Raw genomic sequence first — 16,032 nt, 5'->3', positions numbered from 1 at the left:
AAAACGATATGGAAACGGCCGCCGTCGCGGGTGACTTCAACCTCAAGCCGGGTGGACAGCGCATTGGTGACCGAAACGCCGACGCCGTGCAGGCCGCCGGAAAAGCGGTACGCCGAGCTGCCATCGGCTTTGTTGAATTTGCCGCCCGCGTGCAATTGGGTGAACACGACTTCTACCGTCGGCACCTTTTCGATCGGGTGGACCTCGACCGGGATGCCGCGCCCGTCATCCTGGATCGATACCGAAGCATCGCTGTGCAAGGTGACGGCAATACGTTTGCAGTAGCCGCCCAGCGCTTCGTCAGCCGCGTTGTCGATGGCTTCCTGAATGATGTGCAGCGGGCAATCCGTCCGCGTATACATCCCGGGGCGGTGGCGAACGGGCTCCAGTCCCTTGAGAACGGAAATGGATTCTGCGGTGTAGCTCATTGCGCGGGATTCTCCATGCTTGAATGGCAATGGCCAGTTCGGGTCCGGCCTGTTGGTTTTTGGGCAGAGAGTCTACCACCGGATGCCGGGCTGTCGGGCCTGCCTTTGGATCCGAACCCAGCGAGGCAGTATTTGCTGCCGGTCTTAAGAATCGGAACAGGCCGGTTCGCGGTTAGAATCGGGCCCATCATGGGGAAACTGCTGCTCGCACCGATGGAAGGACTCGCCGACGCCGTGCTGCGCGACGTATTGACGCGACTCGGCGGTTACGACGGCGCGGTGACCGAGTTCGTGCGCGTCTCCGGCAGTCTGCTGCCGCCGCGCACATTCCGGCGTATCTGCCCGGAGTTGGCTCATTCCAGCCGTACCCGAGCCGGAACGCCAGTGGCCGTGCAACTGCTCGGCAGCGATCCGGTATGTCTTGCCGAAAACGCAGCGCAGCTTTGTACCTTGGCACCGGCTGGCGTGGATCTGAACTTTGGCTGCCCAGCACCGACTGTCAATCGTCACGGTGGCGGCGCGATGCTACTGGACGACCCGGAACTTCTGCGCCGCATTGCGGAAGCGGTTCGAAGGGCAGTGCCGATGTCGATCCCGTTTACTGCCAAGATGCGCCTGGGCACCCACGACAAGGCCAAAGCCCTCGACTGTGCTCAGGCACTTGAAGCGGGAGGCGTTGTCGCGCTGGTCGTTCATGCACGAACCCGGGCCGAGGGTTACAAGCCGCCAGCCCACTGGGAGTGGGTTGCACGCATCCGCGATGCGGTGAGCATTCCGGTGACGGCCAACGGCGAAGTGTGGTCGACGGACGACTATTTGCGCTGTCGTTCGGTGAGCGGCAGCCAGGACGTGATGATCGGACGCGGCGCCGTGGCTGATCCCTTTCTCGCCCGGCGCATTTGTGCGTTGGGTACCGGTGATGATGGAGCCTTCGTGGACCACGCTGCCGAATGGCTTGAACTGCTGCCGCTGCTCGCCGATTTCTGGCACCAGGTTCAGCTCAGGGTTGCCCCGCGCCATGCGCCGGGGCGACTCAAGCTGTGGCTCAATTCACTGCGCCTGACCTTCGTCGAGGCCGAAGCACTGTATATGGCGATACAAGCTCTGCGCCGCATCGACGAAACCTCGCGGATGCTTGAGCTGCACGGTGTCCCGGTGCGCCGTGCCGCTTGCGCCGCCTGATCGTGTAGCCCATGCGTGCCAACTCGCGCGTGCCGTCGAGCGCCCAGAACGGTATCCACTCGCATCTGGCGACGCTGCTCGATCGCCACGCCGCGTCACCTTTCCGCAAGCCCTATGCCGATTACAACCGGCGCGCTTTCGCGGCGAGCATTGAGCGCTACGAACGTGTCGTGCACAGTGCACCGCTGATTCTCGATTCGTGTTGCGGCGTCGGCGAGAGCAGCATCGCACTGGCCAATGCCTTTCCCGATCATTACGTCATCGGCGTCGATCAGTCCGCCTCGCGTCTGAACCGGAATGTCATCGGTACGAATGGCGCGAGCGGAACGATACAGCTGCCCCCCAACCTCGATCTGGTGCGCGCCGATCTGGTTGACTACTGGCGATTGCTGCACGACGCCGGCATCCATCCTGAGCGCCACTACCTGCTTTATCCCAATCCGTGGCCAAAGATCGGCCACCTGAGCCGGCGCTGGCACGGCCACCCGGTGTTTCCGACCCTGCTTGAACTCGGCGGCGTACTGGAGTGCCGCAGCAACTGGCGCATCTACATCGAAGAATTCTGTTTTGCGGTCGAGCGTCTGACACGGCACTCCGCCAGATGCCAAACATATGCTCCGGATGAAGCGCTGACGCCCTTCGAGCGCAAGTACCTCGACTCGGGCCACGCCTTGTTCCGGACGGTCGTTCAACTTGCCTGAAATCCGGAAATCAGAATGGATTTCCGGAAGCAAGCCTATTTTTTCTTCTTGACCGGCGGGATGTCGGTGCAACTGCCGTGTGCCACTTCTGCGGCCATGCCGACCGTTTCACCGAGCGTCGGGTGCGGGTGGATGGTCTTGCCGATATCGATGGCATCGCAACCCATCTCGATCGCCAGACAGACTTCACTGATCATGTCTCCAGCGCTCGGGCCGACGATGGCGCCGCCGATGATGCGGTGCGTTGCGGAATCGAAGAGCAGCTTCGTGAAGCCGTAGTCGGCGCCGTTGGCGATGGCGCGCCCCGAGGCGGCCCACGGGAATCGCGCGACTTCAATCTTGCGCCCCTCTTTCTTCGCCTGATCCTCGGTATAGCCGACCCAGGCCACTTCGGGATGCGTATAGGCAACGCTGGGGATGACCTGTGCGTCAAACACCGTCCGCGCCAGTTCGGTGTCGCCTTTCAACTCGCCAGCAGCAACTTCGGCCGCAACGTGCCCCTCATGCACGCCCTTGTGCGCCAGCATCGGCTGTCCAACGATGTCGCCAATGGCGAAAATGTGCGGCACGTTGGTGCGCATCTGCTTGTCGACGGTGATGAAGCCACGATCCGTAACGATGACGCCGGCTTTGTCGGCAGCGATCTTGCCGCCATTTGGCGAGCGGCCGGCGGCTTGAAGAATCATGTCGTACATCACCGGCTCCGGTGACACGCCTTCGCCTTCGAATTTGACTTCGAGGCCCTCGTCTTTCACTTCGACGGCAACCGTTTTTGTTTTCAGCATGACCCTGTCGAAGCGATGCAGATTCTGTTTTTCCCAGACCTTGACCGCATCGCGATCAGGGCCCTGCATCAGCGCGTCCAGCATCTCGACGACGTCGACACGGGTGCCGAGCAGGGAGTAGACCGTGGCCATTTCCAGGCCGATGATGCCGCCGCCAATGACCAGCATCTTCTTGGGCGCTGCACCGTTCACCATGCGCAGTTCGAGCGCACCGGTCGAGTCGACGATACGTGGATCGCTCGGAATGAAGGGCAGATGTACGGCGGCCGAGCCGGCAGCAATGATGCATTTCTGGAAGCGGATGACCTTTTTCTCGCCGCTTCTCGTCTGACCGGCACCTTCGGTGGTTTCGACCTCGATATGGTTGGCGTCCAGGAAGCTGCCGTAGCCGCGGACGACTTCGACTTTGCGTGCCTTGGCCATGCCGGCCAGACCGCCGGTGAGTTTGCCGACGACACCGGATTTGTGCGCGCGCAGCTTGTCGATGTCAATCTGTGGTGCGGCGAAACTCACGCCGCAATCGGCCATGTGCTCGGCTTCATCCATGACGACGGCAATATGCAGCAGCGCTTTCGAAGGAATGCAGCCAACGTTCAGACAGACGCCGCCCAGAGTGGAATAACGTTCGACGATGACCGTCTTCATGCCCAGATCCGCGGCGCGAAAAGCTGCCGAGTAACCCCCTGGGCCGGCGCCGAGAACGAGCATTTCGCATTCGAGGTCGACCTTGCCGGCGAATTGCCCGGGTTGTGGTGCAGCTGGCGGTGCTGCCACCTCGCTGCTGGCGGTGGTGGCTGCGGCTGGGGCAGCAGTAGCAGGGGCTTGGGTCGGAGCAGAAGCGGGGGCCTGAGCGCTGGGGCTTGCGGCATCAGCCGCTTCCAGCACCGCGATCAGCGAGCCTTCCGATACCTTGTCGCCGATATTGACCTTCAATTCCTTGATCACGCCGCCAGCCGGGCTCGGAATGTCGATTGTCGCCTTGTCGGATTCGAGCGTGACCAGTGCATCCTCGGCGTTGACAGTGTCGCCCGCCTTGACGCACAGCTCGATGATCGGAACATCCTTGAAGTCGCCAATATCCGGGACTTTTACTTCTATGACTTGACTCATCTGTTTCTCCCGGTCAAAGCAGTGCGCGACGCATGTCGGCCAGCAGCCGTGCGACATAGGCGTTGAAGCGTGTGGCCATTGCGCCGTCAATGACGCGGTGATCGGCGGACAGCGACAGCGGCAGGATCAGCCGCGGAATGAATTCCCTGCCGTTCCAGACCGGCTTCATCACCGATTTGTTGACACCGAGAATGGCGACTTCCGGTGCGTTGACGATCGGCGAGAAGCTGGTTCCGCCGATGCCGCCGACGCTGGAGATGGTAAAGCAGGCGCCGGACATTTCGGCCGGGCCGAGCTTGCCGTCGCGCGCCTTCTTGGCCAGTTCGCCGCATTCGACGACGATCTCCGACACCGACTTCTGATCGACGTTCTTGACGACCGGAACGACAAGACCGTGGGGCGTGTCGGCAGCAAAGGCGATGTGAAAATACTTCTTCATCACCAGGTTTTCGCCGTCAAGCGAACTGTTGAATTCCGGGAACCTCTTGAGCGCCAGCTCGCAGATCTTGATCAGGAAGGCGAGCATGGTGATCCTGGGACCCGACTTTCCGTCGGGTTTTTGATTCTCCTTGTTTATGGCCATGCGGAAGGCTTCAAGATCCGTGATGTCGGCATCCTCGTGGTAGGTCACCGCCGGGATCATCACCCAGTTGCGCGCGAGATTCTGGCCGGAGATTTTCTTGATCCGTGATAGCGGTTTGACTTCGATCGGGCCGAACTTGGCGAAATCGACCTTCGGCCAGGGCAAGAGATCCAGGCCGCCACCAAGGCTCGCGCCTGACGCTGTTGCGGCGCGCCCGGTCATGACGCCCTTGATGAATGCTGTGACGTCCTCCTTGACGATGCGCCCCTTCGGACCGGTCGCTGTAACCTTGGTCAGGTCTACGCCGAGTTCGCGGGCAAACAGCCGTACCGACGGGCTGGCGTGTGTTGCTGCGCCGAGCGCAAGGCCGGGCGCGGGTGCGGCGGACGCAATAGGTGCAGATCCGGCTTGACTGGGAGCCGCGACTGGCGCTGCCGCCTGTGCTGGTTTTTCGGGGGTATCGGGCGCATCGGGCGGTGGCGCAGTAACCGCATCCGTCGCAGGAGCTACGGGATCCGCCGCTGCGGCACTGCCGTCCGCTTCGATAATGACGACGACGGCGCCTTCGGAAATCTTGTCGCCAAGCGCGACTTTGATCTCCTTGACGACGCCGGCGACCGAGGAGGGAACGTCCATCGTTGCCTTGTCGGATTCCAGGGTGACGAGCGCGTCGTCGACTTTGACCGCATCGCCGACCTTGACGCAGATGTCGATGACCGGGACATCCGTGTAATCGCCGATATCCGGGACTTTTACTTCGCTGGTTTGACTCATGACTGCGCTCCCTTAAACCGACATCGGGTTGGGTTTGTTCACATCGATTCCGTACTTGGCAATCGCGTCGGCGACCTTGCTTCGCTCGATTGCACCGTCGTCGGCGAGGGCCTTCAGTGCAGCCACCGTGACCCAGTTGCGATCCACTTCAAAGAAGTGGCGCAGCTTCTCGCGCGTGTCCGAGCGGCCGAAACCATCGGTGCCCAACGTCACATACCGGCGGTTGAGGAAGGGGCGGATCAGTTCGGCATACTGGCGTACATAGTCTGTTGCTGCAATGATCGGGCCGCGCGTGTCGTTCAGGCAGTTTTCAACGTGCGAAAGCTTCGGTTTGGCGGACGGGTTGAGCAGGTTCCAGCGTGCAAGGTCGTTGCCCTCGCGTGCCAGTTCGTTGAAGCTCGGGCAACCCCACAGATCGGCGTCAACGCCCCAGTCGTTCTTGAGCAGTTCAGCCGCGGCGATAACTTCGCGAAAGATGGTGCCTGAACCGAGCAGTTGCACACGCGGTGCCGCCTGCTTGCCGTCCGAGATCTGGCCTTTGCGCAGCAGGTACAGGCCTTTGATGATGTCGGCTTCCACTCCTTTCGGCATTTCCGGATGCTCGTAATTCTCGTTCATCACGGTGATGTAGTAATAGACGTCTTCCTGCTCCTGGAACATGCGGCGAAGGCCGTCCTGCATGATCACGGCAATCTCGAAGGAGAAGGTCGGGTCGTAACTGATGCAGTTAGGGATGAGGCCGGAGAGGACCAGTGAATGACCGTCTTCGTGCTGCAGGCCTTCGCCGTTGAGCGTTGTCCGGCCGGCCGTGCCGCCGATCAGGAAGCCGCGCGCGCGCTGGTCGGCGGCGGCCCAGTACAGGTCCATCGTGCGTTGCAGGCCGAACATCGAATAACAGATGTAGAAGGGAATCAGTTGCTCGTTGTGCACCGAGTAGGCAGTGGCGGCGGCGATCCAGTCGCTCATGGCGCCGGCCTCGTTGATCCCGTCCTGCATGACCTGGCCGTCCTTCGATTCCTTGTAGAACATCAGTTGGTCGTGGTCTTCGGGAACGTAATTCTGACCTTGCTGGTTCCAGATCCCGATCTGGCGAAAGAGTCCTTCCATCCCGAATGTTCGGGATTCATCGGCGACGATGGGAACGATGCGCCGGCCAATCTTCTTGTCCTTGAGCAGGATGTTGAGGATGCGCACGATGGACATCGTTGTCGACACCTCGCGCCCTTCGCCGGAGCCTTTGAGCAGCGTTTCGAATGCTGAAAGCGCTGGCGTTTCGAGCGCTGCTGCCGTGCGTCGACGCTGCGGCAGGTATCCGCCGAGTGCTTCGCGCCGCTCGCGCATGTAGATCAGCTCGGGTGAACCTTCCTCAAATTTCAGGAAAGGCAGGGCGTCGATCTGGTCGTCCGGAACCGGCAACTTGAAGCGATCGCGGAAACGCATGACCGCTTCGCGGTCGAGTTTCTTTTGCTGGTGAGAAATATTCATCCCCTCGCCAGCCAGCCCCATGCCGTAGCCTTTGACGGTCTTGGCAAGGATCAACGTTGGCTGGCCGGGATGGTCGACGGCGGCCTTGAAGGCGCCGTAGATTTTGAAAATGTCGTGGCCGCCGCGGTTCAGCGCCCAGATGTCGGCATCGGTGTAGTCGGCGATGAGTTCCTTGAGTTCGGGCGTATTGAAGAACTGTTCGCGAACATAGGCCCCGTTCTTGGCCTTGAAGGTCTGGTATTGACCGTCGACCAATTCCATGAAGCGCTTCTTCAGCACGCCTTTCTTGTCGCGCTCGAACAGCACATCCCAGTGGCGACCCCAGATCAGCTTGATGACGTTCCAGCCGGCGCCGCGGAATGTCCCTTCGAGTTCCTGAATGATCTTGCCATTGCCACGCACCGGACCGTCAAGGCGTTGCAGGTTGCAGTTGATGACGAAGATCAGGTTGTCGAGTTTTTCCCGCGCAGCCATACCGATGGCGCCAAGCGATTCGACCTCGTCGGTCTCGCCGTCGCCGAGGAAGGCCCATACTTTGCGATCCTTGGCCTCGATAAAGCCACGGCTTTCCATGTACTTCATCAAACGTGCCTGGTAGATGGCCTGAATCGGCCCAAGGCCCATCGATACTGTCGGAAACTGCCAGAAATCGGGCATCAGCCAGGGATGAGGGTAGGAGGAGAGCCCGTTGCCATCTGTTTCCTGACGGAAATTGTTCATCTGCTCATCGGTCAGCCGGCCGAGCATGTAGGCGCGGGCATAGACGCCAGGAATCGAGTGTCCCTGAAAGAAGATCAGGTCACCGCCGTGCTGCTCCGTAGGTGCGCGCCAGAACCAGTTGAAACCAACATCGTAGAGCGCGGCAGACGAGGCAAACGAGGCAATGTGGCCCCCCACATTGGTGTCGCGGTTGGCACGCACGACCATGACCATGGCGTTCCAGCGGATAAAATTCCGAATCCGTATTTCGATGGTGGCGTCACCCGGATACCTGGGCTGCCGATCGAGCGGGATGGTGTTGATATATTCGGTGGTCGCGCTGTACGGGATGTCGATCCCTTCCTCGCGCGCCTGGGCAATCATTTGTTCGATCAGGAAGTGGGCCCGGTCGGCGCCTTCCTTGTCGATCACGCCGGTCAGGGCCTCCTGCCATTCGCGGGTCTCTTGCGGATCGCTATCGTTGATAGGGGACATCTGAGTGTTTTCCGGTAGTGCTGCCATGTTTTTGTCTCCTAGCAGAAGGGGGCTTGCCGTTCACTAAAATTGTGAATCTGTCTGGCAAGGGTAGTACGTTGCTGTACTGCAAAGTACCGCAGTGCAACAAATGGTTGTAAACGCAACAATGCGCAGCTATGCGTTTGTAGTAATTCGATTTGCGATATAAATAAACGGTAAGTATCGACCGCTCAACCCGGCTCTAAGTTCAACTGAACTGGAAGAGGCCGGGATCGGCGAGCCCGGAATCGCCGACCGCGATGCGGCGGCTATCAGGGTTTGCATCTGCCCGAAAGAACCTCAAGTCAAGACGGGACAAGCCTCGGTGAAATGCCTGACGAACCACAGCGACGCTTCGTGAGCAGAAACTTCAAAGCCGGTCGAGCTTGCGTATTCGATGCCAATTTCCGGAATAAGTTTGAGTTCCTTGCAGCCGTGCACTTCCTTCAGCGCGCGGTTACTGCTTGCGATGTGCTGCGTATCCGTTTCTTCAACCAGCATGAGCAAAGGCGATTCGAGCGAGCGCAGGTAGAGCATGCCGGCCAGGTCGATCAATCCGCCCCGGCAGACAATCGCCGCAATATCGTGATCGCGCTGTGCAGCCACGCGAACCGCGACGGGTGAAGTGGCGTTGGCGGCGTACAGGCCGAGCGGCAGCGTCTGGAGCTCGCCGAGCAGCATGCGGTTTCTGATCAGGCCAAGAAAATCCAGCAGTCGTTTGGCGAGCAGCGGAACGTTATTATGCACATCGGCAAAGCGTTCTTCCTGTCGGGCCAGCAGGTCCACACTCAGCGTCGACAGCCCGGCATGACGAAACTGCCCGGCCAGCAATTCATCCCTGGAGTCCAGCGAAATTGCGGCATGCGCCAGAACGACCAGGCCGCAGGCATTGGGCAACAGAGCCAGTTGGCCATGCAGCAAGCCGTGCTCGGAAGGGATTGAAAGCGGAATGCCAAAACCGTCGGGAGTGATGTCGATCATCTTCGCGCAAGCCTGACCGGAATCCGCTGGGCGCCGAAGGGCTTCCCGAACTTTCCGAAACGCCCGGCTATTTTCGCCTGGCAATGCGGACAGCATCCATCGTCCGGCAGATCGAAGCGGCGGATGTTGTACCAGTCGCGCTCGATCAACGCAGCGTGACAGGCGGGGCAGAAGGTCGTGCCGCCCTCTGTGTCGTGCACGTTGCCGGTGTAAACATAGTGCAGACCGGCGTCGAGAGCGATACGCCGTGCACGGGTGAGCGAGGACGGCGGCGTAGGCGGCAGATCGCCCATTTTCCAGTCGGGATGGAAGGCCGTGAAGTGGACTGGAACATTCGCGCCCAGCTCGCGCGCAACCCATTCGGACAGTGCCTTGATCTCCGCAGGCGAATCGTTCTGCCCCGGGATCAGCAGGGTGGTGATTTCCAGCCAGCAATCGGTTTCATGGTGGATATAGGACAGTATCTCGAGAACAGGCTGCAGGTGACCGCCGCAGAGCTTGACGTAGAACTCGTCGGTAAAGGCCTTGAGATCGACATTGGCGGCGTCCATCACGGCGTAGAACTCCCGCGCCGGTTCCGGATGGATGTAGCCGGCGGTGACGGCGACTGTCTTGATGCCTTTTTCGTGGCAGGCCAGCGCCGTATCGATGGCGTATTCGGCAAAAACGACCGGGTCGTTATAGGTGAAGGCCACCGATTGCGCGCCGTAGGCCGCCGCCGCACTGGCGATGCCGTCCGGGGTGGCGGCGTCCATCAGGCGGTCCATGTCCTTCGATTTCGAGATGTCCCAGTTCTGGCAGAACTTGCACGCCAGATTGCAGCCGGCCGTGCCGAACGAGAGAATCGAAGATCCGGGGTAGAAATGATTGAGCGGCTTCTTTTCGATCGGGTCGATGCAGAAGCCGGACGAGCGGCCGTAGGTTGTCAGCACCATCTGGTCGGCAATGTTTTGGCGAACGAAGCAGGCGCCGCGCTGGCCTTCGTGCAACTTGCAGTCCCGCGGGCAGAGATCGCACTGAATGCGTGCCAGCTTGCCTTCCTCGTGGGGCAGGGCGTGCCACCAGCGTGCCGGGTAATTGGATTCCGGAGTTTTCAGTCCTCTTTCCATTTTTGCACACCGTAGCGGGCAAGCGTGATTTGCCCGTCCCAGAAGTCGGCCGGCAACCCGGCCTTGAGTTTGAGCTGTTCCAGGAATCGCCGGCGGTCGGGCAGCGATTCCCAGACTTGCGGCAGGAAAGTGGCGCGTCGGCTGCCGTGCTTCAGAATCAGCCCATCGACGCCGGGTCTCAGGCGGGCGAGGGCATCGTTGTCGTCTGTAAACGTCAGCGCTTCCGCTGGTTCAAGCAAGGAGACTTCGACTCGCGTTCGGGCCAGTTCATCCTCGCTCAGCGGTGGAAAGCGCGGGTCGCGAAAGGCAGCGGCAACGGCATTTTCAGCGACATCGGCCGCCAGCGGACGGTGGGCTTCCAGACTGCCGATACAGCCGCGCAGTTGCCCCTGCTGCGTTAGCGTGACAAAGGTCGCGCCTGGCTCCTGAAGTGACGGATGCGCCGCGACAGGCTGTTCCCCCACGCCGAAACGCTGGCCGATCGCGTTGCGCGCCAGGGTCAGCAGGCTCGATCCGAGTGCATCAGTGGGCATCGTACTCTGCCTTGTGAAAGGCAAACGCGCCGTAGCCGACCACGCGCGACTTGTCGCCGGCAGTGTCGCCCGAATTGCGCAGGTCGAGCAACTGCGCTTGCAAACCATGCTTGCGGGCTGCGAGCAACAGGCCGTTGATTGGCGTCGCGCCGCAGGCCATCTCGTGATCGATCGCATAGTGGAGATCGAGGATGCGCCGCGCGGTTCCGGCATCGACCTGCCGCGCCGCGTCATAGGGCAGATAGTGCGAGAGGTCGGAGCTGATGACGATCAGTGTCTCGTCGCCGCCCCACAGGCGTTCAAGCACTTCGCATACCGCTTCAGCCGAGGCATGACCGACGGCCAATGGAAGCAGCGAGAACGTTCCGAACACCACCTGCAAGAAGGGGATCTGCACTTCCAGCGAATGCTCCTGGGCATGTGCGGCATCGCTGACGACAACCTGCGGCATATCTTCTATCGCCGCAACCGCCTGCCGATCGACGGGAACGGCGCCAAGCGGCGTCGCGAAAGCCGTACTCGCCGGCAGAGCCAAACCATTGACTGCAAACCGATGCGTCGGCCCGAGCAGAACGATGCGCCGTATCGACCCTCGCAAGGCGGCGAGCGGGGCGTAAACGCTCGCGGCGACCGGACCCGAATAGATGTAACCGGCGTGCGGAGCAATGATCGCCTTGGGCCGCGACATCCGTTTTTCTGCCACCAGGGACAACATCTGCGAGATATCTCGGCTCAGGGCAGTCGCCGATCCCGGATAGAACATCCCGGCGACAGCAGCAGGGCGTAACTTGGCACTCATGACTGGACTCCTCTATTAACACTATATGAGCCGGAGTCAGGCAAGGCAAGTTCAGGTTTCAGGTCCTGCTACGCGTATTTTGCCGCCCAATGCAGTGTCACGTGCGCTGTCCGGTTGTCATGGAAATCGGAGTGAATGGTCAGTCGTTCCGGGTAGATCGGCCGCACGGAGAACAACCGTTGCATACAGGGTACAAAAGAGCTGCGTGACGTTGAACTACCTGCAGCTTGTTTGTCACCGCTTCAAATATTCCAATATAATCGCGCAACGCTAGAACGGGAGCGATGCATTGGAAAAGCAGTGGTCTTTGGAGTCCTTCGGAACCGACGATACTCTTGTCGACTTCGTGATTACCCGGCTGCCATGCCGGATCGGCCGTGGCAAGGAGAACGATCTGGTGATTGCGAACCTCGGGCTGAGTCGTTTCCATGCCGTGCTGGTCCGGGACATCAGCGGCCAAATCCGGCTCATCGACGAAAACAGCACCAACGGCACTTTCGTCAATCGTCGTCGTATCGACGGTTACTGCCTGCTCAACGCGAACGACATCATTCATTTTGCCAGTGCCGAGTTCAAGCTGCGCCTGAGTCTGGTCGACCAGAGCCTCATGCAGCCGTTCGACGAGATGAACACCATGCTCATGTCAAGAGACATGTCGTTGTCGGAGCGTTTTATACCGAACGAGGCCGAGTTCGACGAGTTGATCATGGGTCATGGCTTGTCCGGCGCCGTCCAGCCTATCGTCGATGCGCATTCACGGCAGATTGTCGCCTACGAGTTCCTCGGACGCGCAAATCATCCGCTGTTGCCGAACGCGCCGATGGAACTGTTCACTTTGGCCGAGGCGATGGGTCGTGAGGTCGATCTGAGCCTGGCTTTCCGCGAGTTTGGCCTTGACAAGATGGCTCCGCGCGTCAAGGGCAAGACCCTGTTCATCAATGCACACCCGAAGGAAACATTCAGCGATACCTTTCTGGCTTCGCTCGAACGTCTTCGCAAAACGTCACCGGAACTCAGTATCGTCGTCGAGATTCACGAATCCGCAGTGACCGATATCGCGAAGCTGCGTCAATTTGCGGACCGGCTGCGGCTGCTGGGAATCCGCTTTGCCTACGACGATTTCGGCGCGGGGCAGGCGCGTTTGCTGGAACTGGCCGACGTTCCCGCGCACTACGTAAAGTTTGACATGGCGCTGATTCGCGGCCTGCACAAAGCCAGTGAACGCAAGCGCCAGGTCGTCAGGGATCTGGTGCAAATGGTTCTGGCGACGGGTTCCGTGCCGCTCGCCGAGGGTGTTGAAGACGAGGAAGAGGCGAAAATTTGTGTCGCCATGGGATTCAAGTTGATTCAGGGCTACCTCACGGGCAGGCCGATCCCTGAAGATTCACTTTGACCTTCGTAGGCTGAATTATCGTTTACTCATCCAGAAACGGTAGATGTTGGTGACCGCCTGCGGCAGGTCTTCTTCGCATTGGGCTTCGATTTGCGCGCGTTCGTCGCCTTGCGGCCATTCTTCGCCGCTTTCGAGCGCGGCAGCTTCGGCCTCGCCGGTGAGCACCATCAGGGGAAGGAGCCGGTCATCGAGAAAGCTGATTTCCTGGGAGATCGATTCGGCAGAATCGGAGCCGTCACCATCGCCAAAGAAATCGAACCAGTCGCCCTCGGCCGCGTCGACGCCGGCCAGATAGGCCTGACACCACGGACGATAGTCGCTAGGCCCGCTTTCATCCCCGTGCCTGGGGTAGAGCAGTAGCACCGGCGGTTCGCCAGCGGCCAATTCGGCTTCGAGGGATGTAGCAAAAGCGCGTAGCAGCGCTGCCGCTTCACGTCCGGCGGCGCTTTCCTGAACATCTTCCCCACCTAGCGTGTCAGCGAGCCATTCCGTTTCAGCTTTCGGCTGCGGGCCCGCCAGGGCGGCACACAGATAGCCCTGAATCTCGTCGAGACGCATGGCATCGGGCAATGACGGGTCGTCAAGCAGGCTTTCGAGACGCTCCAGCTGATGATCAGCCAGTTGTGCCTGGAGTGGCTGAGCGATGCCCATTTCTTCAGCCACGGTTAGCGGCCTGCGGGGAGAATTCGACAAGATCGACCAGAGGCGCCGGTTTCCAGCCTTTCTTGCGATGTTCGACGACGACGTGGGTGAAAATCCCGCCACGAACATTGAATCGAGCCGTCAGGCGCATGAAACGGGGCCGGGTGGCTCTGACCAGGTCGTCGAGAATGCGGTTGGTCACATCTTCATGAAAGCATCCCTGGTCGCGAAATGACCAGATGTAAAGCTTCAGGCTCTTGAGTTCGACGCAGGTCTTCTCCGGGATGTAGTCGAGAAACAGGGTGGCAAAGTCCGGCTGGCCTGTTTTCGGGCACAGGCAGGTGAATTCGGGAATTTCCATGTGAACATGAAAATCCCTCTGTGCTGCGGAGTTGGGAAATGTTTCGAGTGCTTTGGCGGATGGGCTGCTCATGACGATTCCGGATTCAGGGGAAGTGGGCCGAGGTTGAGGCGAGGTTCAGTCTATTGGAGGGGCGGAATGCTATTATAATCGCCCGATCATACCCGCGCGACGTCATACGCTGCCGCTGGGAACCACTATCCTCGCCGCCTTTTCGGCGGCGTGCCATTTCATGCGTCTGACCAAACTCAAACTCGCCGGCTTCAAGTCCTTTGTCGATCCGACAACGATTTCCCTGCCCGGGCAACTGGTCGGAGTGGTCGGGCCGAACGGTTGCGGGAAATCGAACGTCATCGATGCCGTGCGCTGGGTTCTGGGCGAATCGAAAGCCTCGGAATTGCGCGGCGAGTCGATGCAGGACGTGATCTTCAACGGCACCGATGGTCGCAAGCCGGTTTCGCGGGCTGCGGTCGAACTGGTCTTCGATAACGCGCTCGGGCGCATTGCCGGGCAGTGGTCGCAATACGCGGAACTGTCGGTCAAGCGTCTGTTGACGCGGAACGGGCAGTCCGAGTACTACATCAATAACCTGCACGTTCGCCGCAAGGACATCACCGACCTGTTTCTCGGTACCGGTCTCGGGCCCCGTGCTTACGCGATTATCGGACAGGGTACGATCTCACGCATCATCGAGGCGCGGCCCGACGAGTTGCGGGTTTTTCTGGAAGAAGCGGCCGGGGTCACCAAATACAAGGAGCGGCGCAAGGAAACCGAGAGCCGTATTGCCGATACCCGCGAGAACCTGACTCGCGTCGAGGATATCCGTCTGGAACTGGGCTCGCAGATGGAACGCCTCGAGGGGCAGGCGGCCGTGGCGCGGCAGTATCGCGAGCACAGCGACAAGCTGGCGCGCACACAGCAACTGCTGTGGTTGCTGCGGCGCAATGAAGCGCAGGTGGAACGCGAACGTCTGGCACGGGAAGTCGAGCGTGCGCTTATCGAACTCGAGGCGCAGAACGCCGCCTTGCGCGAAACCGAAGCCCGGCTTGAGGAAACGCGTGAAACTCATTTTTCCGCCAGCGACAGCGTGCATTCTGCGCAAAGCGAGTTGTTTACGGCCAACGCCGAGGTGGCGCGGCTTGAGGCGGAGATTCGTCACCGCCGCGAATCCAGACACGAGTATGAATCCCGTTTGGCGCAGTTAGGCGACGACAAGGTGCACTGGCAGGGTGAGGTCGAAAAGCTGGAATCCGAGCACACCCGTTGGCTGGACTTGTCGACGCTGTCCGATGAGCGCGTCGAGCAAGGCGAAATGCAGTTGCAGGCGCAGCAGGAGCGACTCCCACAGGCCGAGAATGCCCACGCCTCTGCCCGGACAATCGTTGATGGACACCGTGCCGATATGGTGCAGGCCGAGCAGCGACTTCAGCTTGAGCAATCCAATCGCGGGCACGCACAACGCTCGCTGCAGATCATCGCCGGCCGTCGGGATCGTCTGGCGCAGGAACGCGACGCGTTGCCCGTGCCCGATCATTCGGCGTTCGAATCCAAGCAGGGCGCGCTGGCCGAATTGCGTGAACGTATCGCCCGGGCACAGGAAGACTTGACTATCCGGCAGCAGGAACTGCCGCAATTTGAGCAACAGCGCCGGAGTGTGTTGGCCGAAGTGCAGCATGTCCAGAAGGAGCGCGCCGAAGCCCATGCTCGTCGTGCGGCGCTGGAACAATTGCAAAAGCGCGTGCAGGGCGATGGAAAGCTGGGCGACTGGTTGCATCGCCATCATCTGAATGATCGCCAACCCTTGTGGAGATCCCTGCATGTCGAGGCCGGCTGGGAAGATGCTGTCGAAGCGGTGCTGCGCGAGCGAATCAGCGCGCTGACGGTCGAGGCGGCCGATCCGGCGTGGGGCAAGGACAGACCCGGCAGCAAACTGACCTTGCTGCTGCCGCTG

Annotated in this window: 14 protein-coding genes; 4 read left to right on the top strand and 10 right to left on the bottom strand. The window is 60.4% G+C overall.

The features are described 5' to 3' along the window. A partial coding sequence (locus PROAA_RS04555) for an ATP-binding protein (RefSeq protein WP_245664158.1) occupies positions 1-428 on the bottom strand: 428 nt, incomplete at its 3' end. Positions 429-617: 189 nt separating this feature from the next. On the opposite strand from PROAA_RS04555, the gene PROAA_RS04550 reads away from it, so the two are divergent. Next, positions 618-1,610, top strand: a complete 993-nt coding sequence (locus PROAA_RS04550) for a tRNA dihydrouridine synthase (protein ID WP_186410203.1) — start codon at positions 618-620, stop codon at positions 1,608-1,610. Between the two features lie 11 nt (positions 1,611-1,621). Next, positions 1,622-2,311, top strand: a complete 690-nt coding sequence (gene trmB / locus PROAA_RS04545) for a tRNA (guanine(46)-N(7))-methyltransferase TrmB (protein WP_186410202.1) — start codon at positions 1,622-1,624, stop codon at positions 2,309-2,311. Between the two features lie 35 nt (positions 2,312-2,346). Here the strand turns inward: trmB and lpdA are convergent, their stop codons facing one another. The 7 genes from lpdA to amrB form a co-directional block, all read right to left on the bottom strand. After that, positions 2,347-4,206, bottom strand: coding sequence for a dihydrolipoyl dehydrogenase (gene lpdA, locus PROAA_RS04540; RefSeq protein ID WP_186410201.1), 1,860 nt, complete (start codon positions 4,204-4,206; stop codon positions 2,347-2,349). 13 nt (positions 4,207-4,219) lie between these two features. Next, positions 4,220-5,563: a dihydrolipoyllysine-residue acetyltransferase gene (gene aceF / locus PROAA_RS04535; RefSeq protein WP_186410200.1), complete on the bottom strand. Its 1,344-nt coding sequence runs from the start codon at positions 5,561-5,563 to the stop codon at positions 4,220-4,222. A 12-nt stretch (positions 5,564-5,575) separates the two neighbouring features. Next, positions 5,576-8,269: a pyruvate dehydrogenase (acetyl-transferring), homodimeric type gene (gene aceE / locus PROAA_RS04530; protein ID WP_186410199.1), complete on the bottom strand. Its 2,694-nt coding sequence runs from the start codon at positions 8,267-8,269 to the stop codon at positions 5,576-5,578. 294 nt (positions 8,270-8,563) lie between these two features. Then, a complete protein-coding gene (locus PROAA_RS04525) occupies positions 8,564-9,244 on the bottom strand; it encodes a dienelactone hydrolase family protein (RefSeq protein WP_186410198.1) in 681 nt (226 codons plus the stop codon). Further along, positions 9,241-10,353, bottom strand: coding sequence for an AmmeMemoRadiSam system radical SAM enzyme (amrS, locus tag PROAA_RS04520; RefSeq protein ID WP_186410197.1), 1,113 nt, complete (start codon positions 10,351-10,353; stop codon positions 9,241-9,243). Before amrS ends, PROAA_RS04525 begins: the two co-directional genes overlap by 4 nt. Beyond that, positions 10,338-10,886: an AmmeMemoRadiSam system protein A gene (gene amrA, locus PROAA_RS04515; RefSeq protein WP_186410196.1), complete on the bottom strand. Its 549-nt coding sequence runs from the start codon at positions 10,884-10,886 to the stop codon at positions 10,338-10,340. Before amrA ends, amrS begins: the two co-directional genes overlap by 16 nt. Continuing rightward, a complete protein-coding gene (gene amrB / locus PROAA_RS04510) occupies positions 10,876-11,685 on the bottom strand; it encodes an AmmeMemoRadiSam system protein B (protein ID WP_186410195.1) in 810 nt (269 codons plus the stop codon). The genes amrA and amrB overlap by 11 nt, the downstream gene beginning before the upstream one ends. Before the next feature lie 289 nt (positions 11,686-11,974). Between amrB and PROAA_RS04505 the strand changes: the two genes are divergently transcribed. After that, positions 11,975-13,078, top strand: coding sequence for an EAL domain-containing protein (locus tag PROAA_RS04505; RefSeq protein WP_186410194.1), 1,104 nt, complete (start codon positions 11,975-11,977; stop codon positions 13,076-13,078). Positions 13,079-13,093: 15 nt separating this feature from the next. Here the strand turns inward: PROAA_RS04505 and PROAA_RS04500 are convergent, their stop codons facing one another. Both PROAA_RS04500 and queF read right to left on the bottom strand, forming a co-directional pair. Next, on the bottom strand, positions 13,094-13,729 hold the full coding sequence (locus PROAA_RS04500; RefSeq protein ID WP_186410193.1) for a YecA/YgfB family protein: 636 nt from the start codon (positions 13,727-13,729) through the stop codon (positions 13,094-13,096). Positions 13,730-13,733: 4 nt separating this feature from the next. Continuing rightward, positions 13,734-14,153 carry a preQ(1) synthase gene (queF, locus tag PROAA_RS04495; RefSeq protein ID WP_186410192.1) on the bottom strand — a complete coding sequence of 140 codons (420 nt, stop codon included), beginning with the start codon at positions 14,151-14,153 and terminating at the stop codon, positions 13,734-13,736. Positions 14,154-14,313: 160 nt separating this feature from the next. Here queF and PROAA_RS04490 point away from each other — a divergent pair. Further along, positions 14,314-16,032: chromosome segregation SMC family protein (locus tag PROAA_RS04490; protein WP_186410191.1), on the top strand; the 1,719-nt coding region annotated here is incomplete at its 3' end.

This window comes from Candidatus Propionivibrio aalborgensis, from assembly GCF_900089945.1.
GTDB classification, from domain to species: domain Bacteria; phylum Pseudomonadota; class Gammaproteobacteria; order Burkholderiales; family Rhodocyclaceae; genus Propionivibrio; species Propionivibrio aalborgensis.
The sequence above is the reverse complement of the archived record's forward strand: the minus strand, read 5'-3'. Positions and strand labels throughout refer to the sequence as shown.

What these genes read in the sequence shown, in the direction of transcription:
- PROAA_RS04550 (WP_186410203.1), top strand. Translation starts at nt 618, where the DNA reads ATGGGGAAACTGCTGCTCGCACCGATGGAAGGACTCGCCGACGCCGTG.
- trmB (WP_186410202.1), top strand. Translation starts at nt 1,622, where the DNA reads ATGCGTGCCAACTCGCGCGTGCCGTCGAGCGCCCAGAACGGTATCCAC.
- lpdA (WP_186410201.1), bottom strand. Translation starts at nt 4,206, where the DNA reads ATGAGTCAAGTCATAGAAGTAAAAGTCCCGGATATTGGCGACTTCAAG.
- aceF (WP_186410200.1), bottom strand. Translation starts at nt 5,563, where the DNA reads ATGAGTCAAACCAGCGAAGTAAAAGTCCCGGATATCGGCGATTACACG.
- aceE (WP_186410199.1), bottom strand. Translation starts at nt 8,269, where the DNA reads ATGGCAGCACTACCGGAAAACACTCAGATGTCCCCTATCAACGATAGC.
- PROAA_RS04525 (WP_186410198.1), bottom strand. Translation starts at nt 9,244, where the DNA reads ATGATCGACATCACTCCCGACGGTTTTGGCATTCCGCTTTCAATCCCT.
- amrS (WP_186410197.1), bottom strand. Translation starts at nt 10,353, where the DNA reads ATGGAAAGAGGACTGAAAACTCCGGAATCCAATTACCCGGCACGCTGG.
- amrA (WP_186410196.1), bottom strand. Translation starts at nt 10,886, where the DNA reads ATGCCCACTGATGCACTCGGATCGAGCCTGCTGACCCTGGCGCGCAAC.
- amrB (WP_186410195.1), bottom strand. Translation starts at nt 11,685, where the DNA reads ATGAGTGCCAAGTTACGCCCTGCTGCTGTCGCCGGGATGTTCTATCCG.
- PROAA_RS04500 (WP_186410193.1), bottom strand. Translation starts at nt 13,729, where the DNA reads ATGGGCATCGCTCAGCCACTCCAGGCACAACTGGCTGATCATCAGCTG.
- queF (WP_186410192.1), bottom strand. Translation starts at nt 14,153, where the DNA reads ATGAGCAGCCCATCCGCCAAAGCACTCGAAACATTTCCCAACTCCGCA.